General features: G+C 59.0%; 22 protein-coding genes. 10 read left to right on the forward strand and 12 right to left on the reverse strand.

Translation table 11 applies throughout. From position 1 onward, the window contains the following. Positions 1-33 precede the first annotated feature (33 nt). The 10 genes from ACEVJK_RS12810 to ACEVJK_RS12855 form a co-directional block, all read right to left on the reverse strand. Positions 34-1,092, reverse strand: coding sequence for a phage tail sheath subtilisin-like domain-containing protein (locus ACEVJK_RS12810; protein WP_240286551.1), 1,059 nt, complete (start codon positions 1,090-1,092; stop codon positions 34-36). Beyond that, positions 1,089-1,592 carry a hypothetical protein gene (locus ACEVJK_RS12815; protein ID WP_147572347.1) on the reverse strand — a complete coding sequence of 168 codons (504 nt, stop codon included), beginning with the start codon at positions 1,590-1,592 and terminating at the stop codon, positions 1,089-1,091. Before ACEVJK_RS12815 ends, ACEVJK_RS12810 begins: the two co-directional genes overlap by 4 nt. Next, entirely contained in the window at positions 1,589-1,909 is a 321-nt protein-coding gene (locus tag ACEVJK_RS12820; RefSeq protein WP_262669968.1) for a hypothetical protein, read from the reverse strand. The genes ACEVJK_RS12815 and ACEVJK_RS12820 overlap by 4 nt, the downstream gene beginning before the upstream one ends. Then, on the reverse strand, positions 1,906-2,256 hold the full coding sequence (locus tag ACEVJK_RS12825; RefSeq protein WP_147572346.1) for a hypothetical protein: 351 nt from the start codon (positions 2,254-2,256) through the stop codon (positions 1,906-1,908). The genes ACEVJK_RS12820 and ACEVJK_RS12825 overlap by 4 nt, the downstream gene beginning before the upstream one ends. A gap of 1 nt (position 2,257) precedes the next feature. Continuing rightward, positions 2,258-3,271, reverse strand: a complete 1,014-nt coding sequence (locus ACEVJK_RS12830) for a phage major capsid protein (protein ID WP_186852870.1) — start codon at positions 3,269-3,271, stop codon at positions 2,258-2,260. A 21-nt stretch (positions 3,272-3,292) separates the two neighbouring features. Then, a complete protein-coding gene (locus ACEVJK_RS12835; protein ID WP_240286553.1) occupies positions 3,293-3,679 on the reverse strand; it encodes a hypothetical protein in 387 nt (128 codons plus the stop codon). A 56-nt stretch (positions 3,680-3,735) separates the two neighbouring features. Continuing rightward, on the reverse strand, positions 3,736-4,668 hold the full coding sequence (locus ACEVJK_RS12840) for a hypothetical protein (protein WP_374740740.1): 933 nt from the start codon (positions 4,666-4,668) through the stop codon (positions 3,736-3,738). Beyond that, positions 4,665-5,804, reverse strand: coding sequence for a serine/threonine protein phosphatase (locus tag ACEVJK_RS12845; protein WP_374740741.1), 1,140 nt, complete (start codon positions 5,802-5,804; stop codon positions 4,665-4,667). Before ACEVJK_RS12845 ends, ACEVJK_RS12840 begins: the two co-directional genes overlap by 4 nt. A 97-nt stretch (positions 5,805-5,901) precedes the next feature. Next, positions 5,902-7,164, reverse strand: coding sequence for a PBSX family phage terminase large subunit (locus ACEVJK_RS12850; RefSeq protein WP_374740742.1), 1,263 nt, complete (start codon positions 7,162-7,164; stop codon positions 5,902-5,904). Beyond that, complete coding sequence (locus tag ACEVJK_RS12855; RefSeq protein WP_147572341.1) at positions 7,161-7,454, reverse strand: XRE family transcriptional regulator; 294 nt, start codon at positions 7,452-7,454, stop codon at positions 7,161-7,163. Before ACEVJK_RS12855 ends, ACEVJK_RS12850 begins: the two co-directional genes overlap by 4 nt. A gap of 172 nt (positions 7,455-7,626) precedes the next feature. Here ACEVJK_RS12855 and ACEVJK_RS12860 point away from each other — a divergent pair, with 172 nt between their 5' ends. The 5 genes from ACEVJK_RS12860 (at position 7,627) to ACEVJK_RS12880 (ending at position 11,661) form a co-directional block, all read left to right on the forward strand. Continuing rightward, positions 7,627-7,830 carry a helix-turn-helix transcriptional regulator gene (locus tag ACEVJK_RS12860; protein ID WP_147572340.1) on the forward strand — a complete coding sequence of 68 codons (204 nt, stop codon included), beginning with the start codon at positions 7,627-7,629 and terminating at the stop codon, positions 7,828-7,830. Continuing rightward, entirely contained in the window at positions 7,827-8,252 is a 426-nt protein-coding gene (locus ACEVJK_RS12865; protein WP_374740743.1) for a hypothetical protein, read from the forward strand. Before ACEVJK_RS12860 ends, ACEVJK_RS12865 begins: the two co-directional genes overlap by 4 nt. A gap of 47 nt (positions 8,253-8,299) precedes the next feature. Continuing rightward, positions 8,300-9,142 (forward strand): RluA family pseudouridine synthase, encoded by an 843-nt coding sequence (locus ACEVJK_RS12870; RefSeq protein WP_262669963.1) that lies wholly within the window; start codon positions 8,300-8,302, stop codon positions 9,140-9,142. A gap of 93 nt (positions 9,143-9,235) precedes the next feature. Then, positions 9,236-10,963: a phospho-sugar mutase gene (locus tag ACEVJK_RS12875; RefSeq protein WP_147572338.1), complete on the forward strand. Its 1,728-nt coding sequence runs from the start codon at positions 9,236-9,238 to the stop codon at positions 10,961-10,963. Between the two features lie 218 nt (positions 10,964-11,181). Next, on the forward strand, positions 11,182-11,661 hold the full coding sequence (locus tag ACEVJK_RS12880) for a hypothetical protein (protein WP_240286565.1): 480 nt from the start codon (positions 11,182-11,184) through the stop codon (positions 11,659-11,661). A gap of 66 nt (positions 11,662-11,727) precedes the next feature. Here ACEVJK_RS12880 and ACEVJK_RS12885 read toward each other — a convergent pair whose 3' ends face one another. Beyond that, positions 11,728-14,841 (reverse strand): S-layer homology domain-containing protein, encoded by a 3,114-nt coding sequence (locus tag ACEVJK_RS12885; RefSeq protein ID WP_374740744.1) that lies wholly within the window; start codon positions 14,839-14,841, stop codon positions 11,728-11,730. 636 nt (positions 14,842-15,477) lie between these two features. Here ACEVJK_RS12885 and ACEVJK_RS12890 point away from each other — a divergent pair. The 5 genes from ACEVJK_RS12890 (at position 15,478) to ACEVJK_RS12910 (ending at position 22,728) form a co-directional block, all read left to right on the forward strand. Continuing rightward, on the forward strand, positions 15,478-16,104 hold the full coding sequence (locus ACEVJK_RS12890) for a TetR/AcrR family transcriptional regulator (protein ID WP_147572335.1): 627 nt from the start codon (positions 15,478-15,480) through the stop codon (positions 16,102-16,104). Beyond that, positions 16,101-17,477 carry a TolC family protein gene (locus ACEVJK_RS12895; RefSeq protein WP_374740745.1) on the forward strand — a complete coding sequence of 459 codons (1,377 nt, stop codon included), beginning with the start codon at positions 16,101-16,103 and terminating at the stop codon, positions 17,475-17,477. The genes ACEVJK_RS12890 and ACEVJK_RS12895 overlap by 4 nt, the downstream gene beginning before the upstream one ends. Before the next feature lie 11 nt (positions 17,478-17,488). Next, positions 17,489-18,658: an efflux RND transporter periplasmic adaptor subunit gene (locus tag ACEVJK_RS12900; protein ID WP_147572333.1), complete on the forward strand. Its 1,170-nt coding sequence runs from the start codon at positions 17,489-17,491 to the stop codon at positions 18,656-18,658. Between the two features lie 6 nt (positions 18,659-18,664). Beyond that, on the forward strand, positions 18,665-21,787 hold the full coding sequence (locus ACEVJK_RS12905) for an efflux RND transporter permease subunit (RefSeq protein WP_374740747.1): 3,123 nt from the start codon (positions 18,665-18,667) through the stop codon (positions 21,785-21,787). A gap of 269 nt (positions 21,788-22,056) precedes the next feature. Next, positions 22,057-22,728, forward strand: a complete 672-nt coding sequence (locus ACEVJK_RS12910) for a hypothetical protein (protein WP_374740748.1) — start codon at positions 22,057-22,059, stop codon at positions 22,726-22,728. Between the two features lie 65 nt (positions 22,729-22,793). Here the strand turns inward: ACEVJK_RS12910 and ACEVJK_RS12915 are convergent, their stop codons facing one another. Further along, positions 22,794-25,916, reverse strand: coding sequence for an S-layer homology domain-containing protein (locus ACEVJK_RS12915; RefSeq protein WP_374740749.1), 3,123 nt, complete (start codon positions 25,914-25,916; stop codon positions 22,794-22,796). Between the last annotated feature and the right edge of the window lie 67 nt (positions 25,917-25,983).

A 25,983-nucleotide genomic window follows, 5' to 3' on the forward strand; every position in this document is an offset into this window, starting at 1 on the left:
CTCTTGTGCCCCAGTCTTTTTTCAGCGGGGCCATTATACCGTGATGTGGGCGGTCAGCCAAATCTGGTTGAGACCGTGGGCCACTGTAAAGGAGAAGTCCACTAGGCATCGGGTGGGCTCCTCAGGGTCAGCGCTCACCGCCACATCCTCATAGCCGGTGATAATCTCCCTGGACAGCTTTTGCTCCAACTCCAGCACTACCTGGGCTCGGATCGCGCCGCGGCTCTGGGGTGTGTTTTTGGCTCTTCGAAACTTGGCCGCCAGCGCTTGGCGCAGGGATGGGATTACGTCGTCCACCACCCGAATGGTGGCCAGGTCCCGCCAGGTGGGGTCCGCCGCAGCCCCAGTGGCAGTCCGGGTGGTCACACCCCGTACCACGCTGACTGTGCCGCCTACCTGCTCTACCGGGGTAACGCCCCCCAGGATAAGCCGGTCCAGGTCCTTTTCTCCATAGCGGCCCTCCAGGCCGTACAGTCCAAGCAGTTCCGCTCCGCCCAGAGGGACTGCCGGATCCGATTCCCCCGCCAGGGCTCCAGCCACCGCCGCCGCCACGGTCAGCCCGGAAATGTCCTCTCCCTCCTGGTCCAATCCACCGGGGGCCACCAGGACCGCCCGCTCCGAGTTCAGTCCCTTTGCTCGGTCGATCAGGTCGTCCACACTCTCCCCCTTGGCTCCAGCCAACAGGGCAAGGCGCTCCCGGCGGTCCGCCGAGGCCGCTTTCACGCTGTCCAGCAGCAGCTTCTGTATCTCTGTGTCGGTGCTGTCACAGAGGACTACGGCGATATCCTCCACCTCTGACAGCTGCGCGAAGGCGGCCTTATAGCCCGCCTCGTCCGCTGTCGCCACAGCGGCCACACCGGAGGCTCCGTTTTTCAGGGCTAGCCGAATCAGCTCCGCCATGCCCTCCGCCCCTTCCGAGCCAAAGGCGGCCACCGCCCTGTCATAGCTGGTGATAATATGCGTCTCTCCGGGAGCGGCTACGGTATTGACTGCCGCCAGTCCCACCAGCCGTCCGCTTCCCCGGCCGCTGACCAGGGATGAGGCATCGTAGGAGGAGTAGACCCCCGGACGCTCATGTACTGTTATGCTCATGGTTTGATTCCACCTCTCAGTTCAAAGTCGGTAAAGAGCCCTCCGGGCTGGGCCGCGGCGTAGAGATAGGCCTGGCATACCACCTGGGCGGGCCGCTTCATCCGCTTGGCCTGACCGTCGTAGACTGTCTCTCCGCAGGCCACCTCCTGAACGGCCAGCCCCTGGGGAGCGCCCTGTGCGAAAGCCTGGACCACCTGGTCAAAGGCCGTCTGAATGCCCACATCCCCCTGTCCCCGAGGGGCGTACAAGTCCAGTCCAAATGTCAGGGCGGCCTTTCGGCCGTACAGCTCCTGCCACAGGCCGGTCCTCTCGTCATACCGCTCTCCCAGGTAGTGCTGAAAGCCGGCGGGACCGGCCTGACATCCCCGGAGGGACACCACGACCAGTGCTCCTTCTTGAACTGGGCGCTCCCCGGCGGGCCAGGCGGCGAACGCCTGAACTCCCCGCTCTTTCAGGTAATCCACCATCTGTTCCCGGATGTTTTCCAGTCCTCCGCTCATGTTGCCTCCCTGTCCCTGGGCCGCAGCAGGGCCCACCAGTGGCTGTCCCCCACCAGATGGGCCGACTGCACCTCAAAGGCCCGGTCCTTCCACTCCACTTGGCTCCGCCCTGCCTCCAGCGGGATGTCGGCAGGTCCTAGATATAGATACCGGTCCTCCGGACGCTGGCCCAGGGGAGAAGGGAGGCGTTGCTCCCTCTCCCGGTCCAGCACTGGCTGGAGGAAAGCCCGCAGAGGCCGGTCCTCCATCCCTTCCAAGCGCAGTGTCACCTCCTGGCCGTACATGGCCAGAAGGGAGCGCCACTCCCGCTCCATCATCCCCGCACCCCCCGAAAGGCAAAGCCGGTCTCTCCCAGCCAGGGGGCCAGCAGCCGTTCCGCCGTAGCGGTCAGGCCGCCCTCTCCGGCCGTTCCCCCCATACGGATGGACACTTCTCCGGCGGTGAAGGAGGACACTCGGCCACTTCCCACGGCCCGCTCCAGCCCATCCATAGCCAGCATGGCGGCAGCCAGAGGGAAGGCGGGACCACACAAGCCGGGGGAGGTCCCCGGCTTCAGCCGCCGCTCCAAAGCCTGCGCACTGGCCTGAGCCAAGGGGAGCAACAGCCCCTCCTGGTCCTCGGTGGCTCCCATGGCTCGGCACAGAGCCATGATCTCCTCCGTCATGTCACACCTCCAGTACCCGGCTGGCTCCCTGGAAGATCTTGGCGAAGCCGCAGATCGTGGTGATGGCGGCCCGCTCTAGCTGCCGGTCGATAAGTTTGTCATACTCCACCATTACGTCGCTCCCCTGGACCATCTCCAGGGCAAATCGCTTGTCCAGCCCGATAGCGGTGCCGCTAGGCAGGACCGAGGTACGCAGCAGCTGGGCGCCCAGGGGGGTGGTCAGCTTGCCCGTCCCCTGGAAATTCAGGCCGGTAAGAGGGTTCTGGAACTCCGTCAGCTTGAGCAGCTTGACCATAACATCCCCGGACACTAACAGGGCGTTCATCTCATAGGGGTCAAATTTGGCCCAGAAGTCCACCAGGTCCTCATACGTCAGAGTGCCGGTTGACTTAACCTGGTCCGCCTCGGCCCCATTGTCGTTGCCGTCCCCATGGATAAGCACTTCCACGCCGTCGGCCAACAGTGTCCGGGCGATGTGGGCCCCCATCTGACGCAGAGTGACCGAGAACAGGTCCAACTTTTGATAGCGCACCGCCTCATAGCTGGCTACCAGCATCCGTCCTCTCTTGTGGAGCCGGACCAGGTTGGACTGGACCTGCACTGTGGTGGCGGGGATGGAGGCGCCCTCCTCCACGTGGCGCAGCTCCTTACTGTCCCCTCCCGCCTCGGCAGTGATGGAGCGGTAGTCCATGCCGTCAAAACGGGTCACAGCGGCGGTGATGTGGGGGAGAATGTCGCTCTCCTCCATACCCTGCCGGACCGACCGGGCGATGTACTCTGGAAAGAGGACGGCGGAATCGGCGGTTCGGAAAAACTTTTCCACTACGTCGCTGCCAGCTCCCTTTACCCGGATATCAAACCGCTTGAGCTGCCGCTGGAAAGCGTCCAGCCCCTCCAGGCTGGTTCCCTTGTACTGGTCGCTGGGGTCCTGGCGCTCTAGCACCTGGGTGAAGGTACTGCCCGCCTCCTGATACATCCCCTTGTCCAGCTTCAGATTATCGTAACAAAACGCCATGCTCACACGCTCCTTTCCAAATTACAGGCAGAGGACAGCAGTGCCGTCCTCTGCCGTGCTGACCACCAGGGCCCTGACCCCGGCGGGGGAGGGCAGTGTGACCGCTCCGCTTTCCACAGTCACCGAAGGGGCTTCGGCCGCCTTTACGCCTCCCTGCCCGTCCGCCACCAGCTCCACCCAGCCCAGGTTCAGCTGCCCAGTGCGGGACACTTTTGTAAAGCCCTTCACCTGGACGGCCGCCGCCCCATTTCTGGGCTCCAGAGCCACGCCGCAGAAGGCGTCCCCATCCGCGCAGGGACCAACTGTGCCATCCTCTGTCACCTTGACCACCTGGCCGCCCTTCATGCCGGTGTCGGCGGCAAAGCTGACCGTCACCGCTCCCATCTCTTCAAAGGAAAATTTGCTCATCCTCATGTCCTCCTCTGTTTATTTGGCAGGGCGGGGCAAATCCCCCGCCGCTGTCCTCAGATCAAAAACGCCCTGTCCCTGTCCCGCTCTGGGGCCTGGTCCTGCTGATATTGGAGCTGGGGGAGCAGCGGATACCGCTCCGCCGCCCGGCGACGGCAGCCATCTTCCATCGCCAGCAACTCCTCCCAGGACAGCTTGGCCGCCACACCTTTTAAGGTGTCCCGGTCCAGTCCTATCTGGGCTAGCATGCCAAGCCGGACTACCTCCTCCCGTAGCCGGGAGAGATAGCGCCGCCCTGTTTCAGCCTCCTCCTCCAGCCGCTCCAGCTCCAGGGCACAGCCGGGGGCCTGACGGACCAGCTCCTTCAGGCTGGTATGCCGCCCCGCCCCTTTGACCACCCCGGCCAGGGGCTGGGCGGGTACCGCTACGAAGGAAAACTCATAGGCGTCGCTCGCCCCTTCCAGACTGGCGAAACAAAGCCTTCCGCCGTATTCCTGGCCCTTCCGGTGGCCGCAGTCCCCAGTCCGCAGGTCCCCGCCGCAGATGGAACACACCGCCCGCTCCACGGCGCAGCCCACGCTGACCTCCCGCTTGATCCCCCCTTCGATCTCCGCGATCAGGTCCCGGCCGCTCTCGGTCCGCACCATGTAGGCGTAGCCCTTCAGCCAGCAGTAACCGTCCCCGGCCAGAGTGATTTTTTCCGGCTCCCGGATCACCTCCGTCTTATAGATCCGGGCCGACTGCCCCCGGGCGGACCACTGGTGGTCAAAAATTCCGCTCTTGCCCACAAACAGTCCGGCCAGCTCCTCCAAAGTCTGTGGAGAAAACCGCTCAAAGTCCCGGTCCACCTGGTCGTCACACAGTCGAACGGAAAAGGTGTACACCTCCTCCGCCGTCAGCTCTTTGCGGGCCAGCTGGTTGATCAGGGCCAGGTCCTCCGAACTCACCTCTGTTCCCTGCCCCCCCTGGCTCTCTTTTATGATCTTCATGCCATTTCCTCCCTCAACTTGTCCGCTTGGGCCCGGTACAGCTCGGCCCGAGCTTCTTCCACCATATCCTGCAGGTCGATGTCCTCCCACTCCAGCTCCACCCGGTCGTCAAAGCCGTGGAGCCGCAGCCACAGCTCCGCCACACGGAGCAGGGCCGGCTCCACCGTCCGGCGGATGGCTGTGATCTCACTGGTCAGCAGGTCGGCCTGCTGGGCGCTCATCCGCTCCGTGGCCGACCAGGACAGGCCCAGCATGAAGGGCGGGATGCCTGTCCGGGCCACTAATTGTTCCAGAATCTGCCGCACGGGTACTTGGCTGTCCAGCACCGGACTGTCCGCCCCGATGACCTTGATGTCCACGTCCCCCACCGCTACAAAGTCACGCACCTGACCCTCCCGGCCGGCGGCCATGGCGGAGGACCACTCCTGGACGATCTGGCCGCACCGCTCCTGGGCAAAGGGCTCCTCGCCCTGGCCCGGCCTGCATACCACCGCAAAGCGGAGGTTACCTGCCCGCTCCCAGTTCTGGCCGGTGGCCTGAAAAATCTTCAGCAGGATGCCTGCCAGAAAGGGCATGGAGCGCAGCAGGGATACCCCGCAGGGGGCGTCTCCTGTGGGCTGGAATGGTGTAAACAGGAGCAGCTCCTGCCACGGCAGCTCCCGGACTGCCCCCGCCTCTCTTCGGCACAGGAGGAAGTCCATGGGGCTGTCCCCCAGCCGCGCCTCTACCTGCTCTGGATCGGCACAGAGCAGGGCGGCGATATCCCTGCCGTCGCCGGACAGCACCATCTCCCCCAGACCGTGGCCGCAGGTGAACAGGTCGTCCAGATACCGGTCCAAGAAGGATTGGACGCCCCGCTGCCCCCAGCCCGTGTCCACAGTTCGCCAAAAGCGATCCAGACCCGCCTGAGCCCTGCCGTCTCCACACCGGGGAGTCGTCCCGCCACACAGCCGTACCAGCTTCCAGATGGCGGCGTCCACTAGGGGGACCCCCTCCCGGATTGCCCGGTACAGCTCCACCTCACCGGAGCTCAGGGGCACATAACGGTCCAGCGCCCCGAAGGGCTGTCCCTTTCCCTGACGTACCTGGACCACCGGGGCGGGAGGCTCCCGCCGCTTTCGTTCCCACCATTTCATGCTGTTTGCTCCTTTCTATGGATTATCTGAGAGTACCAGCCTCTATTGGTAATCAGGGTCTGATCTCCCGCCGCAAAAATAAGGGAGAACTATGTCTTTAAAACCCGCTCCGCTCTACCACTCCGGCGTAGAGACCGCCTCGGCTCTCCTCTCGGGCGGCTACCGTGGCAGCGAAATACCGGATTTCGTCCATAGCGTGGTCGTGCTCCTTTTTTACCTGGTCCCGCCCCTGGCAGTCCGGGTCCCAGTGGTAAAGGGAAAACTCCCGGATGGCGGCCGTGCATCCCGCGCAGACGACTAGCTTTCCAGCCTTTAGCAGCCTGGCGGTGAGACGAATACCTGATAGGACCCGGTTGTCAGCCGGCAGCACCCGCCATCCCCTGCGGCGCAGAGTTTCCAGGAAGCTGGCCGCAGCCGGGTCTACCACTACGCCCTGGATGGACCGTCCACCCGCCAGAGCCGCTAGGTCGTCGGCGTACTCCTCGTCGGTCTTTTGCCGGTGTTCCTCTCTTGAGTTGTAGTAATACTCCTTTACCCGATACCAGATTCCATCTCGCTGTCCCCACAACCCCATAGAGGTGGGGTTGGCCGTTCCATAGTCCACAGAGATGTGCCACCGCTCCAATCCGTTCTCCGGGGGCTCTTTCCAAAAGCTCTCGTCCAGAAAGTCGTAGACCAGCCCTTCGGCGGCTACCCACTCTCCCAGAACGAACCGCCGGTAAAAGGTCCCCTGAAACATGGTACGGTATCTCTCACGTACCTCAGGGGTCAGCCCAGGATTGTCCTCCATAGAAAAAGGGAGGCGCAGGACTTTCTTCTCCTCCGCCTTTCGTACCCACTCCTGATAAAACCAGTGGGCTGGAGACTCCGGGTTGCAGGAGAACCACAGTCTGCTGCCCGCCACCGAGCACCGGGCCACAGCCTGCTCCACAAAGGACCGAGGCATGAGCGCCACCTCATCTAGCAGGGCTCCCGCCAGCGTAACCCCCTGGATCAAAGCCGCTGAACCCTCGTCCCGCCCTCCAAACAGATAAAAGGTGTTGACCCGTCCCCCCAGTCGGACGGTGAGCAGGTTTTTGGACGTCCTTTTCTCGCACCGGAATCCCATATCATCCAGCAGAGGCAGCAGTTCCTCCAGCAGATTGCGGCCTATGGACTGGATGGTCTTGCCACACAGGGCAAAGTTCTTCCGGTGAAAGGACACCATGGCCCAGCAAAAAAAGGACAGGCCAGTACACAGTGTCTTGCCGCTTCGTACTGCCCCGTCGCAAAGAATAGCTTGCCTGTCCCGGTCCGGAGATCCTGGCCGCCACCAGGTCAGCACCCGCCGTTGTTTTGGGGAAAATACCAGCTCTCTCACTCCTGCCCCTCCATAGCCTGGAGGAACCGATCCACCTGTTCCTGACCGCTGTGTTCCGCCGCGTCCAGCAGCAGCTCCAGCAATCTGGCCCGGTCGGTAAACTTCAGCTCAATGACCCCATTCGCCCCCCGCTTAAATTCGGTGAGTCCGTCCAGCTCCAACTTCTCCAGCCGCCCCGGCTCCTCCTCCGGCCAGCAGGCCAGCCGTACCGCGTCCTCCACCCTGGCGTTAGCCAGCTTCCACATCCGTTCTAAAATATCCTCCCTCCCAGGGAGCTTTTTCTTTGCCACCCTATCCCTCCTCACCCTCTGCCCTCCCGCCCCAAAAGTTGTATCTTCCCGTCCATGCAGGACCAAAAATGAAAATTTTTTCTAAATAGTAAAGTCAGCTTGACACAAAATGTTAAGTGTGCTATACTTTTTGTTGTAAAGTGCGCTTTACATCTCGAAAGGAGGTGTCTGGGTGACCAACCGCATCGCGGAGCTCCGGAAGGAGCGCCGTATCTCTCAGGCGGAGCTGGCGGACGAGGTGGACGTCACCCGTCAGACCATTATTTCCCTGGAGAACGGCCGGTACAATGCCTCGCTTCTCCTGGCCCACCGCATTTCCAAATACTTTGGGTTGACCATCGAGGAAGTCTTTTTGTTTGAGGAGGATGAGCCATGAAAAAATTTCCACCAAAAAATTTTTTCCCTGGGATCGGTCTGGGGATCGCCGTTGGACTTGGCGTAGCGGCGGTTATTTTGGGGGACCGCCTCACGGCCCCTATCAGTGGGCTGTGCTTTGGCCTGGCCGGAGCTTTGGGCGGTCTCTCCGGCAGCCGGCTCCTCATGGCCCACTTTGACCGGACCTGGACCCCGGAGGAGCGGAAGGAGTTTGAGCGAGCGGAGCGTGACGAACGCAACGTATCCATCCGGGAAAAGGCGGCCTATTCCAGCTGGTACTGGACGTTATATCTTCTGTGGGCGGTATTTTTTCTTACGTTGGTGCTGGGCAGCGGATTTCCCACCGCTCTAGTGGCGGTCGTCATCACCCTCCACTGTGTGTTCTACATGGTCAATGTGAACCGCTGGACCAAAAAGCTGTGAGCCGCCGGTTGGAGTTGTCCATTTCCCCGGAGCTGGAGGGGAGCAAAGTGGACACTATTTTAAAAAAGCGGCTGGGACTGTCGGGCACGGTGGTCCGCCGGATTAAGTGGTGGCCGGACGGCATTCTTCTGGATGGACAGCGGGTTCAAACTGATGCCCGCCCCCAGGTGGGCCAGCTTCTCTCCGTCCGGCTGGATGACCTGGAGCGGCGCAGCGGCATTGTCCCGGCCCCCGGCCCCTTGGACCTCGTCTACGAGGATGAAGACCTGATAGTAGTGAATAAGGCCCCCGGTGTCCCCGTCCATCCCGGTCCGGGGCATTATAATGATACTCTGGGTAATTTTTTACTCTGGCATTACGATTTGGAGGGAGATTCTGCGGACTTTCACCCGGTCCATCGGCTGGACCGTGGCACCTCCGGCCTGCTGGTGGCGGCCAAACACCCTCATGCCCAGGAGATTCTGAAACGCCAACTCCACGCAGAGGGATTCCGACGGACCTATCTGGCGGTCTGTGAAGGCAGGCCGGAGCCCCCCTCCGGCCTCATCAGCGCCCCTCTGGGGCCGAAGGACGGGTCTCTGGTGGAGCAGATGGTCCGCCCAGACGGCAAGCCGGCCCGCACGCGCTATCGAGTGCTGTCCGCCCACAGTGGCCGCTCCCTCCTCCGCCTGGAGCTGGATACCGGCCGAACCCACCAGATTCGGGTCCACATGGCCTATCTCGGCCACCCCCTTACCGGGGACTTCCTGTATGGGAGGGAAGACCGGACGCTGATCTCTCGCCCGGCCCTTCATTCGGCGGAGCTCTCCTTCCTTCACCCCCTGACTGGCCGCCTTCTGTCCTTCTCCCGCCCGATGCCAGGGGATATGGCCGCCCTGCTCTCTGATTAGAGGTGTTTTCCCCCAAATGCGGCTGGAAATTTCCCTTTTTCTGTGTTATACTGTGGGCGAAACCTGATCTTACCACCAGAGGAGGATTTTTCTATGTCCTATCAAGATAGATACCAGGAGTGGCTCCACAGCCCCGCCCTCTCCGCCGCGGAGAAGGCGGAGCTGGAGTCCATCCAGAACGACCCCAAGGAGATCGAATCCCGTTTCTTCGATCAGCTCTCCTTTGGCACCGCCGGCCTGCGGGGCACCATGGGGGTGGGACTGTACCGGATGAACGTCCATGTCATCCGCCACGCCACCCAGGCCTTTGCCCAGGTGATTCTGGAGGAGGGGCCCCAAGCTGCCGCCCGGGGGGTGGCGATCTGCTTTGACTGCCGGAACAATTCTGATATTTTTGCCAAAGAGGCCGCCTGTGTCATGGCCGCCAACGGCGTCCCTGTCCGTCTGTTCCAGGCGCTCCGCCCCACGCCGGAGCTTTCCTTTGCCGTTCGGGAGTATGGCTGCATCGCCGGCATCAATGTCACCGCCAGCCATAACCCCAAGGAGTATAACGGCTATAAGGTTTACTGGGAGGATGGGGCCCAGCTCCCTCCCAGGCACGCCGACGAGGTGGCCAAAAAGATGAAGGAGCTGGACGTGTTTGCCTGTGTAAAAACCATGGATTACGACCAGGCCGTAGCCAGCGGCCAGATCGTCCTCATGGGGGCGGAGACCGACGAGAAATTCCTGGCCAACGTCATGGAGCAGGTCAATGACAAAGCCGTGGTGGAGCAGGTGGCGGACACCTTTAAAATGGTGTATACCCCCTTCCACGGCACCGGCTACCAACTGATTCCCGAGGCCCTGCGCCGTCTGGGCATGAAGCACGTCATCTGCGTTCCGGAGCAGATGGTGGTGGACGGGAACTTCCCCACCGTGGTCTCCCCCAACCCGGAAAACCCAGAAGGCTTTGCCCTGGCGGTGGAGCTGGCGAAGCGGCATGGGGCGGACTTTATCCTGGGCTCCGACCCGGACGCGGACCGGGTGGGCATCATGGTCAGGACCGGGGACGGCAACTTTAAGGTCATTTCCGGCAACCAGACCGGCGTACTGCTGCTGGACTACCTGATCGGAGCCAAGCGCCGCACAGGCAGGATGCCGGACAAGCCCGTAGCTCTGAAAACCATCGTCACCACCGAGATGGCCCGTAAGGTGGCCGAGGTCAACGGCCTTCAGTGCTATGACACCTTCACTGGCTTCAAGTTCCTGGCCCAGAAGAAGGACCAGCTGGAGGAAAGCGGCCAGGGCAGCGTCATCATGTCCTACGAGGAGTCCTACGGTTATATGCTGGGTGACTATGTGCGGGACAAGGACGCTGTGTCCGCCAGTGTGGAGCTCACCGAGATGGCTGCCTGGTACGCCTCTCAGGGCATGACGCTCTACGATGCCCTCCAGGCGCTCTATCAAAAGTACGGCTGCTACGGGGAAAAGACCCTGAATCTGGTCATGCCTGGATTGGACGGGCTAAAGAAGATGGCCGCGCTCATGGCGTCCTTGCGCTCCCAGCCCCCGGTGGAGATTGCCGGTGTGGCGGTAAAGGAGCAGAAGGACTACCAGGATGGCTCCGTAGTCGCTGTGGCCGATGGTTCCAAATCCTTTATGGAGCTGTCCGGCTCCAATGTCCTGCGCTATGAGATGACCGACGGGACCAGCCTGATTGTCCGACCCTCCGGCACCGAACCCAAGGTCAAGGTCTATATCCTGGCCAATGGACAGACCCAGGCTGAGTGCGACGAAAAGGTGTCCAAATACTCCGTCTGGGCGGAGAGTCTCAAAGGCTGAACCTGTGAGTGAATCAAACAAGGCCCGCCGGTCCATGGGACCGGCGGGCCTTGTTTTGGACAAAATTGCCCTATGATTTCCAAAAAATGTATGCAGCCGTCCCACTCCGGGGCGTTTTTTTGTGTCGGGTAGAGGGCACTTCGGTGGAAGCCCATGGCTGACAGCCCCTCCAAAAAAAGAGAGCCAAAACAATAACTTTAATTAAAGGAGGAACTACCATGTCAACGAACAAGACACAACACTACCACCTCAACCAATGGGAGGCGGAGGACAAGGTGCTCCGTGCGGAGTTCAACCAGGACAACGCCAAGCTGGACAGCGCCATGGCCCAGGCGGCCCAGGAGCGGGCGGAGCTTCGCTCCGCCATCCCCAAAATTGTCACCGGGACCTATCAGGGGAATGGAGCGGCCAGCCAGACCATCCCCCTGGGCTTTGCTCCCAAGGCGGTCCTGACCATGACCCAGAGCGGCCTGATGTACAGCCCCAATTCCTCCGGCTATATGTTCGGCGGTCTGGCCCTCCCCGGCCATTCTGCCAGCCACCGATATCGCCGGTCAATTTCCTCCCCCTATGAGTATTACCCCGGTGTGGAGGTGACGGATACGGGCTTTACGGTGTACGAAACCAGAATAGGGGAGTACGCCGGGGTATCCTGCAATTCAGCGGATACCACCTATCACTATCTGGCTGTTGGATAAAAGGCTGGCACCCCCGGATTTCTCCGGGGGTGCCTCAGTGCTAGATTGGATTCAACTGTTTCTGGTTCAGCTCACAGTAACAGCCAAAGCCTGGTCGGCATCAGCGATTACTACCTGGAAAGAAGCCTCACCATTGGAGGGCAACTTAGCACCGGAATTACCGCTAGCGGCGCCAGTGTAATTGAAGGTGCGCTTGTCGCTTTCGCTGGAGCCAGTCCAAGTGGGGTGAGAAACATACACGTTGACGGTATCGCCATCAGCAGCGTACTTATCGCCCTTCAGGACCCATTCACCGCCCATGTTGTTGGTATAGGTGATGACCTTAGCTTCATTTCTGGTAATGGTAAAGTTATAGGTCACACCATCCTTAACAGCTCTCAGAGCAGTGTTGCTGGTAGCGGAGATGTCGGTATAATCCTGGGCCTTGAGGTAGTTGATGGCAACGCTCTGAACATTACCAGCGCTCTCAGAAGCCACAGCATTTACTGTAATCTCGGAACCATCGACCTTGGAAACATGGGTGGTGTAACCATCCACGGTGGGATCCGGAGGAGTGACAACGCTACCGTCTACCTTGGAGCAGGCAGTTACGACCACATAGACCCGGGCGGCCAGGTCGCTGTCGTTCTTGTCATCGTAGATGACATAGGCAGTACCAGTCACGGTGCGATCCTTGAACAGGTTGGCCAGGGAACGGGCAGCAATGCTCTCCACCACCTCATAGTCGGCGTTGTTGTCGTTCATGACTTCGCCGGACAGGGGGTAGCGGTCGCCCTTGTTGTCAGGAATCATAACCAAGGAAATCTTGGTATCCTCACCAATCACCAGGGGAGTGGTATCCAGGGTCAGGGTGTCGCCGCTCTGGTTAATCTTGTCGCCGCTCAGAGGGACAGCGTCCTTATCAACGTCGCTAACATCAAAGGCGGAGCCGGTCTCATAGTAGCCGTCGGCATCGATGGAGTAGTCCTCATACAGGGCCTTCGCAACCCAGGTTTCCTTGGTGTCAACCTTAGTCAGCTCGCCGTCCAGCACCACGATCCAGCGATTGATCCGCTCGTTGTTGTTGTTGTCCACGAAGGTGGTGTCCTTCTTGATGGTGTACAGCAGGCTGTCAACCACGCTCTTCACACGGCCGTTGGCACCGGTGTCCACAAAGACCAAAGAGGCGGCCTTGCTGCTGTTGTCCTTGTCCCGCATAAAGGCGATCTTGTGGTCGCTGTCAGCAGTCTTGAAGGTGATGTCTGGTACATTGGTGATGCCGGTGTAAACAGTGATGTCGTCGTTCTTGTCCTTCACGATGAACACGGTGTTGCTGTTGCCGGCAACTGCATTGCCATTGCTATCATTGAACATGGCTACCTTGTTGTTCTTGATGGCGGTGTAGGTAGAATCAATAACAACAGTAGCGGTGCCGGTGCCAGTGGTCGCGGCCTTGGTCAGAGTGTACTCGTCCTTGCTGTTCTTGCTGTAAGAGTACCAATGGCCCAAATCCAGAGCGGTGTTGCTACCAATGCTGTTGGCAACGGCGGTGCCTGGCTTCAAGGTGATGGTCTCGTTGGTGCCGTCGAAGAAGTAGGCGTCAGCGATAACCTTGGTGGACAGGTTGGTCTCCTTGGCGATACGGGAGATGTAGACATAGTTGCCCATGGACAGGGCAGCGTCGTCCACATACAGGGCGTAGCCATACTGATCCAGCACGATGGCGGCGCTGTTGCCTACGGAGAAGACGGTGCCGCAGCCGTGATCGGTGCTTACATCAGCGAACTTGGCGTAATCGTGCTTGGTGCCGTCGATGGTCACGTTGCCGCCGGCGTCGCCATAGGTCTTGGTAGCGTCGGAGTAAGCGGTGACCTCGCCGGTCAGGACCTCAGCCTTCACAGCGGACTGAACCTTGCCGCCAGCGTAGGTGTACAGGATGTAGTCGTCCTCGGCCATATCCTTGACGGAGTCGAAGTCGTCGTCAGCCAGGGAGTTGACGCTGTTGGTCAGACCGCCAATGGGAGTGGTCAGAGTGGTGACAGCCACAGTGCCCTTGCTCTCGTTGTAGTCGCCGGTGGCCTGCATCAGATAGGTGTTGGACACGGTGACGGTGACCAGTTCCTTGTCGGCGTCCGTATACACCTCGGTCAGCACGCCCTTGCCGCTCTGGCAGGAGGCGGAGGAGGAGTTGGCCTGAGCGTAGGTGGTGGTGATGGCGACCTCGTCGGCCACCTTCACACCGTCAACGAACAGATCCAGACGATAGTCGTCCACCACGTCCTTGCCCAGCAGGTCGTACAGGTCGTCCTTGCTCATCTTGGCGGTGTAGGTGGCGGCGGGGGTATCGGAGTAGGTGCCAATGGTAGTGGTCTTGTAGGTCCAGCGGGTGCCGGGACGGCCGAAGTCGTCGCTGCGATCCTCGTACATCTTCAGATCGCCCTGATACAGCTTCTCGCCCAGCTCCACGATTCGGGTGCCGGAGTTGACAACAGTGCCGGCGGTGGTCAGGCCCTTGATGGCGCCGGCATAGGACTCGCCGCTGGTGATGAAGTTGTAGCTGACCTTACCAGCCTCAACCTTGACGCCGTCGGCGTCGACCTTGATGGTGTCGTTGTCGGCCTCAACAGTGCCGGCCTTCAGGGTGTTCAGCACCAGTTGAGCCAAGTCGTTGCGGGTCATGGGCTCGATGACGCCGGACTCCACATCGATGAACAGGTCGATCTTGTTGGCCTGCTTGATGGTGGAGAACTGCCAGTCATTCTCAAAGTCGGACTGGAACTGGAAGTAACCCAGGGCCTTCATCAGCATCAGAGCGGCCTGGGCAGTGGTGACAGACTGGTCACCGCCGTAGGTGGTGGCGCTGACACCGGAAGTGATGCCGTTGGTGTAGCAGGCGGCTACATAGGGTTCAGCCCATGCGGGGACATCGGTAAAGGGGCTGGTGCCCTTGTAGTTGGCTACGCGGTAGTCCATCAGGTTGGACATGACCACGGCCATCTCATTACGGGTGACCAGTGCGTCGGGGTTGAAGTTGCCGTTCTCGTCGCCGGTCATAACACCGACTTCCTGGAGAACTTCGATGGCTTCCTGATTCTGCTTGGAAGACACATCGTCGTAGGCCGCGCCGGTGCCGACTACCATCAGGCCCATGACCATGACGGAAGCCAGAGCCAGGCTAAGGGCCCGCTTCAGGTTTCTCATTCGGGATTCCTCCTTAAATTTTTTGGCCCTCGGACCTGTGCAGCCTTTCGGACCATATCTCAACTGACCGCTTTTCGCCCCGGAACCCGAAACAGGCGGGAGAGCTGCCCCTTCCTGTGCCGACCGTCAGCAGAGGCCCTGTGGAGCGCTCCATGGCAACGTTCAGGGGCCGCCCTCCGACCTGTTTCGAGTAGAGAGCCATTATTTTACAGCGGTCATTGTTAGGGGAAAACGCCTGAATTTTCGCGCTTTTTTCGTTCAAAACAGGGGAGTTTTCGCCCAATAGTCGGCCCAGCGGAAGTATAACGCCCCTTGCACAGCAAAAAAGGTGAGGAAAACCCGCTAAGAGCAAATAAAAAAGGGCGCTTTTCCAAAGAAAAAGTACCCTTGGTAGACATCTGGTAGACACCCAGAAAATGGAAAAGCGGGAAAGCCCTGTTTCCCAGCGCTTTCCCGCTTTTTTTGGTAGACATTTGGTAGACATAGAAGAGAAAAATAATTTGGGATGTCTACCAAATAGGGCCTCAAAAAATTCACAAAATCGTAACAGGTCTTTGAGTTGACACAGGGGGAGATGGTGTGTATAATATGCGACAGGCTGTCATAAGCGACAGGTCGTCATAAGGGAGGACGCATATGCCAACCAGTACATTTTTTCGCCTGCCGGAAGAAAAACGGCTGCGGCTGATGGACGCCTGCTGGGAGGAATGTACCCGGGTCAGATTCACTGATGTATCTATCAACCGTATCATTGCGGCTGCCCACATTCCAAGGGGTAGCTTCTACCAATACTTTACCGATAAGGAGGACATGATCCGTTACTTACTAAAAGGTGTACGGGAATATTTTATCCAAAGCCTGCGGGATATTTTGCACACCCATGAAGGTGATTTATTATCCCTTCCTCTTGGGGCGTTTGACCGTTTAGTTCAACAAAGAGGAGTCGCTGACCCAGTGCTGGCACGTTTTATTCAGGTCCTGCGCCTCAATCCGGGGATAGAGACCCAGAGCTTTTTGACAGAACGACCAGGATTGATGCCAGAACCTTTATGGGATGAGACGGATATGACCGGGCTGCGGCAACAGAATAGAGAGTATGCGGAACATATCTTTTTCCTGGGCATGGCTATTTTAGGCGGTGCTGTCGTGGAAACTCTACAGGAATATAGTCAGCGGGAGATACAACGTGATATCCTGCAAGCAAGAATCGATTTGCTGCGCTATGGCTGCGCAGCCCGGACACATGAGGAGGAAACCACATGAAACATAGGACCATCGCGCTGCTGCTGGCGGCGGCGCTGGGGCTGTCCCTGATTGGCGGGGCGGCTCTGGCTGTGGAGGACGACGCCGTGTCCTCCGGGAGCACCGCTACCCAGACTGACGGGGCCCCAACCTCTGGAGAACCGGATGTTTCCCCGGAAAATACGGAAGGCGCCGAGGAGATGGAGAGCGCCGTCTATGGAGCGGACGCTGGGGAAGCGGAGGAGGAACAGGAGGAACAGCCGCCCGCGGAGGAATACATACCTGATCCGGTGGGCTCTATCAGTTTTACCAACTTGGAGCACCGCCTGCGGGAGAACAATCTGAATCTGTTAGCCTTGGAGGAGAGTATCCAGGCCATCGAGGCCATAGATTATGAAAAAATGACCGACGATATCCGCAAGCAGATTAACCAGATTGCCCAGGCCCAGTGGGGAATGATTGTCACAGGAGGTGCTGTGGGCTCTATCGCCGCCTCCTCTATGGATGCCGCCTACGATTCCCTGCGGGATACCTTTGACGATTTGAAAGATGGAAAGATCCAGGAGGACAACGCCGCTGTCATCCGCCAGCTGGAAAACGCCCAGGAGCAGATTATAATGGCAGCTGAATCCCTATATGTGGCTTTGGTGGATTTGGAGTTGAATGACAGCGCCCTGGACCGCCAGCTGACTGCCCTGGACCGCACTATCCAGGAAATGGAGCTGCGCTATGAGCTGGGCCATATTTCTTCCCAGACACTGCGTCAGACACAGGCCAGCCGCACGGCCCTGGTCAGCGGTCAGCAAACACTGGAGATGAATATCTCCAACTACAAGGCACAGCTTGAGATGCTGATCGGAGCGGAGCAGACCGGGAACATCCAGCTTCAGGGGCTGCCCCAGGTCACCAGCCAACAGCTGGAGGAAATGGACCTGGAGGCGGATTTGGCTGCCGCCAAGGAGGTCAGCTACGATCTGTTTGCCGCCCAGCGCACCTTGGAAGACGCCCAAGAGGACTTTAAGGACGCTGGAAAGGATTACAATTACAACGAGAAAAAGTATCAGTATGTTTCCGCCCAGCACACCTGGGAATCTGCCCAATATACTTATCAGGCGACATTACAGAGCTTTGAAAACAGCTTCCGCTCCCTGTACCTCCAAGTGAAGGACTATAAGCAGGTGCTGGACGCCGCCAGGACCGCCTTGGCGGTGGAGCAGGACAATTACTCCGTGGCCCAACTGAAGCATAGCCAGGGCAGCTTGTCCGACAACGGGCTGTTGGAGGCGGAGGACAAGGTGAAGAGCGCCCAGGAAACGGTGGAGGGCGCTGAGGTCGACCTGTTTACCGCTTATAACAATTACCGCTGGGCCGTGGACTACGGCATTTTGAATTGAAGGAGAGCACCATGAAGCACACTCGTACGATTTCCACTGTCCTGGCGGCCGCCATGATCTTGTCCCTTGCCGCCTGCCAGTCTGGGGAGGAGGACAGCTCCCAGACAGATGTCCCCGCCGGCGTGGCGGTTCAGGTGGAGGAGGTATCCCGCCAGACCATCTCCACAGAGAACAAGGTGTCTGGCAAGGTGGTCGCTGACGGACAAGAGTCCATTTTTGTGGCTGTCAATGCCCAGTGTACCGCTGTCTATGTGGAGGCGGGTGATACCGTATCTGCCGGGGAGAAAATCTGCACACTGGATATGGCGAGCACCCTCTCCTCTTACAACGCCGCCAATATTAGTTACAGTTCCGCTGTTCAAAGCTACCAGGATCAGAAGGCAGTCTTTGACAGCCAGATCGCCTTATATGAGAAAAACCTCAGCGACCTGAAGGCGCTGAAGGAGATTGGGGCGGCTTCTCAGCTGGAGATCGATCAGGCTGAACTCCAGCTGGAGAGCGCCGTTGCAACCCGCAACTCCACGCTCTCCCAGTTAGAGGCTGGGATGCAGAGCTATAAATCTAATGTGGAGCAGCTGGCCACTGTTTTAGAGAATGTAGACAGTGGTGGAAATGTGATTTCCCCCGTTGCCGGGACTGTGGTTACTTTAAATGCCACAGAGGGTGGCTATGTATCTGCCTCTATGCCGGTAGCCGTGGTGGAGGGAGTGGACACCATGAAGGTCCAGGTGTCTGTGTCGGAGGCTCTGGTACCCAAGCTTGGCCAGGGAGATGAAGCCGACGTGACCATCAGTTCCCTAGGCGTATCCACGGTGGGGACCATCCGGGGCATCGAAAAGGCGGCCAATGCGCAGACCAAGCTATATACCGTCACTGTAGCCTTGGACGAGGACATCGAGGGCCTGCTGTCTGGTATGTTCGCCGATGTGACCTTCCACACGGACACCTCTGCGGACGCTGTGGTAGTTCCCACTGAGGCCATCCTGACCAGCGGTTCGACCCAATATGCCTTTGTAGTGGAGGATGGCGTGGCCAAGTACACCGAGGTGACGATTGGGCTGACCGGAAACGGTGTAACCGAGGTGACCTCTGGCCTGAGCGAAGGGCAGCAGCTCGTAACTGTGGGCCAGTCCTATCTGGCTGACGGCACTGCGGTGCGGATCGTATCCGGGGAGGATTGAGCCCTGATGAATACTGCAAAAGCCTGTATCCGCCATAAAGTAGCGACATTGTTGGCAGTCATCATGGTGGTCATCTTCGGTGTCCTTTTCAGCGCCCGCCTGCAAATGGCTCTGATGCCTAATATGGAAATGCCCATGGCTGTGGTGATGACTACCTATGTGGGTGCCAACCCCAGCGACATTGAGGATCTGGTGACCGCTCCATTGGAATCCGCTATTATGTCGGTTTCCGGTGTGGATGAGATCCAATCCACTTCGTCAGAGAGCGTCAGTACCATTCAAATTACTTACGAGGAAGGAACCGACCTAGACATTGCGGCTACCAAGCTGCGGGAGAAATTTGACATGGTTTCCCTGCCGGAGGACGCCGCAGACCCCATGATCATCAACATCAACGCCAGTGAACTGATGCCCACAGCTATGATTGCCCTGATGGGCGAGGACCTGTCCCAGCTCCAGACTCTGGCGGAGGATGAGATTGCTCCCGCCCTGGAGCGCATCGACGGAGTGGCACAGGTATCCGTCGGCGGCGGAAACGCGCAACAGATCGCCGTGGAGATTGACCCGGCCAAGGCGGCGGGCTTTGGCCTGTCTAACAGCTATATCAGTCAGTTCTTGGCAGGACAGAACCTGCTGTACCCCGGCGGCGATCTACAGAGCGGCTCGAAGAAGCTGACGGTGTCCACCGACGCCAAATACACCTCACTGGAGGATGTTGCCAACACCCTGATTACGCTGCCGGCCGGCGGGACAGTCCGTCTGTCCGAGGTGGCCGATGTCAGGATGGAGGCGGAGGACCTGGACGCGGTCGCTAAAGTAGGGGGAACCTCCTGCGTTATTCTTCAGGTATCCAAGCAGGCGGGCGGAAATGAAATGGCCGTGGCGCGGGCTGTGGAAACACGGCTCCAGGAGCTGGCGGCGGAGAACCCAAATATTCGTTACTCTGTCCCCTATATCGCCAGTGATTACATTGACCAGTCGGTGAACTCTGCCTTCAGCAACATCTGGCAGGGCGTCCTGCTGGCCGCTGTCGTGGTGCTGCTGTTCCTGCGCCGGGGAGGCTCTACCCTAACTATTTGTATCTCCATGCCCGTGTGCATCCTGTCTGTGTTCGTTCTGATGAGCGTGCTGGACCTGACCTTAAACATGATGAGTCTGGGCGGCATCGCCATGGGCGTAGGTATGATTGTGGACAACTCCATCGTCGTACTGGAAAACATCAACCGTTTTTCTGACGAAGGACACAATCGGTTGAGTGCCTGTGTCGATGGAACCCAGGAGGTCACCTCCTCTGTGGTAGCCTCCACCCTCACCACTCTGGCCGTGTTCGTCCCCTTGGGACTGGTGGAAGGTATGGCGGGGGATATGTTCCGCGACTTCTGTCTGACCATCGCGTCGTTGATCGCGGCTTCTTTGATTATCTCTCTCACACTGGTGCCCCTTCTGTGCTACTTTACCCTGGATGAGGAGAAGGTCCGTCGCCGCAGGGAGAAGCAGGCCGCCCGGGCCCTGAAGAGGAGCGGTGGGGCTACCTTCTCCACCCGCCTGTTCCAGCGGATCTATCACGGCTATATGGGCCTTCTGGGCTATTTTGTCCGCCATCTGAAGATGGGAATGCTGGCCTCCCTTGGTCTGGTGGCAATATTTGTTCTCACCCTGGCCAACACCAAGATGGTCATGATCCCGGAAATGGATCAGAACAGCGTTTCCATCAGTATTGGAATGCCTATCGGCTCCTCTGTGGAGGAGGCCACCGCTATCTCCGATCGTGTCGCCGCCATTGTGGAGCGGGAGGTCCCGGAGATGGAAGATATGTATTACATCGCCCAGGGAGGCGGCTCCTCCATGATGTCCTCTGGAAACTCTGTGACCATGGGTGTCAACCTTGTGGGAAAGAGTGAGCGGGAGCGCAGCGCCTTTGATATTGAGGACGATCTGCGTCTGGCACTGCAGGATATCGCGGGCTGCGAGATCACGGTCAGCGCCTCCAGCTCCATGACTATGATGAGCGGCAACGATATCAACGTAGAGGTCTCTGGCGATGACTATGATACGCTGGAGATGATCGCGAACGATCTGAAGGACCAAATTGCCGCCCTGCCTGACGCCGTGGATGTGGAGAGTTCTCTGTCCGAGGCTGTGGATCAGGTCAAGGTATCCATTCGGAGGGAGGCGGCCGCCCAATATGGCCTGACCGCCGCGTCTGTTGGCTCCGCGGTCCGGTCGGAGCTGACCGGCGTCACCGCCACCACAGTTACCATTGACAACAAGGAGTATGATGTAGTGGTCAAGGGCGACGGGGCCGCCTCCGCCAGTCTGGATGCCCTGAAGTCCATGCCGGTTCCTTCCAGCTACGGGGGGACCATCCCCCTGTCCTCGGTGGCGGAGGTGACTGTGGAGCAGGCGCCCCAGAGCATCACACGCAGCAACCAGACCAGACAGGTCACCATCACCGGTGATACCATCAGCGGCGATACAACAGCGATGACCGCCGCCATCAATGAGATCCTGGACGGGTATGCCATGCCCCAGGGCTATGAGGCCCAGACCGCCGGCTCCTATGAGGATATGATGGAAAGCTTTGCTGACTTGGGCTTTGCTCTGGTGGTTGCGTTGCTGCTGGTCTACTTTGTGCTGGCGGTCCAGTTCGAGTCCTTTGCCATGCCGGTCATGGTCATGCTGATCCTCCCGGTGGCCTTTACTGGCGCTCTGTTCGCCCTGCCCCTCACTGGGCGGGACCTGTCCATCCTGGCGCTGGTGTCTATTATTATGCTGGCCGGTACGGTGGTCAACTCCTCCATCATCCTCGTGGAGTACATCAAGATCCGCCGCTCCAAGGGAGAAAGCCGGGAGGAGGCCATCCTCCACGCCTGCCCCCTGCGCGTCCGGCCCATTCTGATGACCACCCTGACTACGGTGATTGCCATGATCCCCATGGCCCTTGGTATTGGGGAGACCAACGAGATGATGACCGATATGGGCGTCACGATGATCTCAGGCATGGTCATATCTACGGTGATAACCCTGGTATTTACTCCAGTGTATTACTCAGTCATCGACGACTTGAGCCATACCTTCCGCCGGAAAAAGAAGGAGGCCGAGCCCCCTGTCCCCGCTGAAGTGGGCTGAACCGGCCTAATAAAAAGCTCCCCTGTCCAGGACAGGGGAGCTTTTTTGAAAAGGAATAAAGTTCGCTTATAATTTCCAAAAAATGTATGAAACCGTCCTACTCCGGGACGGTTTTTTGTGTTAGACAGAGGGGGACCTATGTGTAGGGCGTGACAACTAGGTGCGCCGTGTTTACAGGCCCCCTTTAGACAATCCTGTCAAAGTGTGTAAAAAAGGCGTACCCCGCAAAAGCCACACTCTTAACCTTACTCATTAAAGGAGGAACCATTATGTCAACGAATAAGACGCAGCATTACCAGCTCAACCAATGGGAGGCGGAGGATGCGGTGCTCCGCACAGAGTTCAATGAGGACAATCAGAAGATAGACGGGGCGCTGTCGGCGCTCTCGGCGGGTCTGGAGGGAGCGGCAACTGTGGAGCAGTTGACCGCCCTGAGCGGAGCGCTCCAGTCAGTCCAGGCCGCCAACCGCTTGGAATTGCTGCTGGACAGGACGCTGACACAGAACACGGAGAAGGTGGCTCTGGATGTGAGCCAGCTCGACATGGGGTCCTATCTCAAGCTGTTTCTGGTGGTCCGGGCCGCTGTGGCCGCCACAAACGGTTATTCCATATGGATGCGCTTCAACGGGATCAGCGACAAGGTCTACTCCTCCCTAAACACCGTGTCCTCTAACACCACCCGGTATGCCGAGTATTCCCTGGGGATCAGCAGCGGCTGGACGACACGCTTTCTGGACCTCTGGGAGTCAAACGGGGCGCTGTGCTATGGGATGGAGGGCCTGTCGATCAGCATGGACCTGTACGAGCGGAGCGGCGGGCACTGTTCCGCGCTGGGGCTGGGACAGCTGAAAACCATCAACCTGTACTCCTCCAGCACCAGCTCCGGACCGGGCAGCGCCATCAAGCCCGGGTCCTCTTTCCGGCTCTTTGGGATAAAATAAAGGGGAAAGAACACCCCCGGACCGAAGCCCGGGGGTGTAAGAAATGGATGCGCTAAAGTCAGGAATTAAGACCAGCTGATGGTGATTTCCTGATCTGCATCAATGTTGCTGGAGCTTAAAGTCAGTTCAGCAACGCCTTTGGCATCAATGGCAACACTGCTCATAGCGTCGAAGGTAGCATCACCAGTGGCGGTGAAGTTACGGGTCGCACTCTTCAAATCCTTGAAGGTGACCTTCACAGTAGCATCCTCAGTGGTATTCATGTACACAGTGGACTCAGAGGTAATGCTCGCAAATGCCTCCAGACCCTCAGCCAGCTTTACAGTGACAGCAAATACCTCGGAAATATCATCGGTATCATAAACATAATTCCGAGTGATCTTCCCCTTAGTGGCGCTGAACACATAAGTGCCAGGAGTGCTGCTCTCGGTGATCTCATTGACGGTGTAGCCGGCCTTTACGATCTCAGCCTCAACAGCGGCCAGAATGGTCTCCAGCTCGGGCGTAGCATCGCCGTTGTAGGTGACGGTCACATCAGTGGGATCGCTGATGTCCACAAACACGCCGGTGTAATCGGGAGTTTCGGGGGTGGTGGTCCCGCCGATGTTAGCCTGCTTGATCACATAGACCAGAGTGGCGTAAGGAGTGGCGTCGGTCTTGTCGTCGGCATCGATGACATAGACGGCGGTCACGTCGTCCTCGGTCTCGATGTCGGCGTCGGTGCCCAGATAGACCTTGTCAGCGTCGACCACGGTGCCCTTCTTGTTCTTGGGCTCGATCACCACGAAGACAGTCTCGTCGTCATAGCGGAAGGTGTCGTTGGTCTGACCATCAGCCAAGTCGCTGGAGGCGTTGTGCAGGCCCAGAGTGTAGCCGTCGGCCAGGGTGGCATAGTTGCTGGTGAAGATGCTGGTATCGTCCCAGGTGGCGATCCGATCAACAGCAGTGACCTCGTTGTCGGCGTTCTGCTTGGTGATTTTGTACAGGGAGTTCTTGGGCAGCACGCCGCTGGCATCAGCCTCGGACAGCATACCCTTAGTGGTGACCTTCACGGCCTCGCCGTCGATGAAGGCGTCATAGGTGTAGTACTTGGTGGAGCCGTCCTTGGTGATGACGGGCTTGCCGTCCTTCACGAAGAAGTAGTCGGCGTCCACACCGCTGACGGAGCAGTTGGTGACAAAGATGATCTCAGCCTTGCCGTTCTTGTCAAAGACCACAGCGGCGTTGGCGTGCTCATAGTCCACGACCTCGGTGTAGCCGTTGTAGATCACATTGTCCTTCACGTCCACGAACACAGTGTCGGTGGTCAGACGGACGTCGGCGGGAGCGGTGCTGCCGGAGGCGGCCTTACCGACCATCTTGGCGATGTCCCGCTCGATGGTGTAATACACCTTGGAGTTTGCGGGGGTGGTGTCGTTGTACTGGTTATTGGAGCTGCCCAGGGTCAGGATAGCCTTGTACTGGCCGTCGCTGGTGCCGCTCTTCAGAGCGGTCAGAGTATAGACACCGTCGTCCTCGGTGTAGGAGTAGATGTTGTTAGTAGCAACAGCGCCGTCAGCACCGTAAGTGCCGATCACAGCGTCCTCGGCCTTGGCGGAGGCACCGTTGCCCTCGACCTCGTCGACAGCAATGGTCTTCTCAGTGCCGTCAGCCAGCACGACCTTGGCGTCTACGCCAGTCACGCTGGGCAGAGCCTTGGTGACGAACAGATAGTCGTCGATGGTTTCCACGCCCTTGAAGGCGATCATGTAGCCATAGGTATCCAGATAGAACTCATAGCCATCGTTCAGAGAGGGATCGGTGGCGGTGTTGTCGTCCAGATTCTTGGCGATCATCTTGGAGTAGTCGTACTGAGTGCCGTCCAGGCTGGCGTTCTTGCCGATCTTGACGGAGGTCACGTCGCCGCTGACGATCTCGGCCTTAGCAACAGACTGGATCTCGCTCTGAGCGGCGGTGTAGACCACGATGTCCTCCTTCTCAAAGCCGACAACGTCGGTCTCGAAGGTGCGGTCACCGGCGGCGGGGTTGCTGCCGCCATTGGGAGCGTAGGGCTTCAGGGTCAGGGTGTACTCGCCGTCGTCCTCGACCACCTTAGTGATCTCGGCCACGTAGGAGTTGACCAGAACCACGTCCACGGACTCGGTCTTGTTGTCCACAAAGACCTGGGTCAGAACGCCCTTGCCGGTCTGATACCAGTCGCCGGAGGCATTCTTGTCGGGCTTGGCAGCGGTCTGATAGTTGCCGTCCACGGAAACGGACCAGCTGTAGTTGTCCAGAGCGGTCTTGCCAATGTCGTTGGCCAGAGTCTTGTTAGACACAGCGGCAGTGTAGGTGTACTTGGCGGCGTCGGCGTACTTGCCGATCTCGCGGCTCTGGTAGCTCCACACGGAAGCAGGACGATTGAACTCGTCGGTGCTGTCGCGCTTCTCCAGATCGCCGTCGTACAGCTCCTCGCCCAGCTGGACGGTGTACTTGCCGTTGTCGTTGTTGCCCTCGAAGATGGTGGTGTACTGGTTGCCGGACTTCTCCAGCTCGAAGTACTCAACCGCGCCGACCAGAACGGTGGTGCCGTCGGGGGTGATGACCTTGTTGGGCTCGCCGGAGGCATCGACCACAGTGGCTTCCAGGGTGTTCAGAGCCAGCTGGGCCACGTCGTTGCGGGTCATAGCCTCCAGAGCGGCGGCCTTAACATCGCTGTAAAGGTCGATCTGGTTGGCCTTGCGGATGGTGGACAGCTCCCAGCTGTCGCCGAAGTCGGACTGATACTGGAAGTAGCCCAGGGCCTTCAGCATCATCAGAGCGGCCTGAGCGGCGGTGACGGAGTCGCTGCCGCCGAAGGTCTTGGTATCATAGCCGGAAATAATGCCGTGGGTCCAGCAGGCAGCCACATAGGGCTCGGCCCAGGCGGGCACATCGGTAAAGGGAGCGGTGCCGGCATAGTTGGACACCTTGTAGTCCAGCATATTGGACATGATGACGGCCATCTCGTTACGGGTGACCTTGGCGTCGGGGTTGAAGTTGCCGTTCTCGTCGCCGGTCATAACACCGACGGCCTGGAGAACTTCGATGGCTTCCTGATTCTGCTCGGAAGACACATCGGCGTAGCTCGCGCCGGTGCCGACGACCATCATGCCAATGACCATGACGGAAGCCAGAGCCAGACTCAGAGCCCGTTTCAGGTTTCTCATTCGGGATTCCTCCTTAAATTTTTTCGGGGACTTTTCTGACAAAATTCCCATTTTTTCGAGGCTTTGA

Source organism: Flintibacter sp. P01028, from assembly GCF_041925235.1.
Taxonomy (GTDB): domain Bacteria; phylum Bacillota; class Clostridia; order Oscillospirales; family Oscillospiraceae; genus Lawsonibacter; species Lawsonibacter aceti.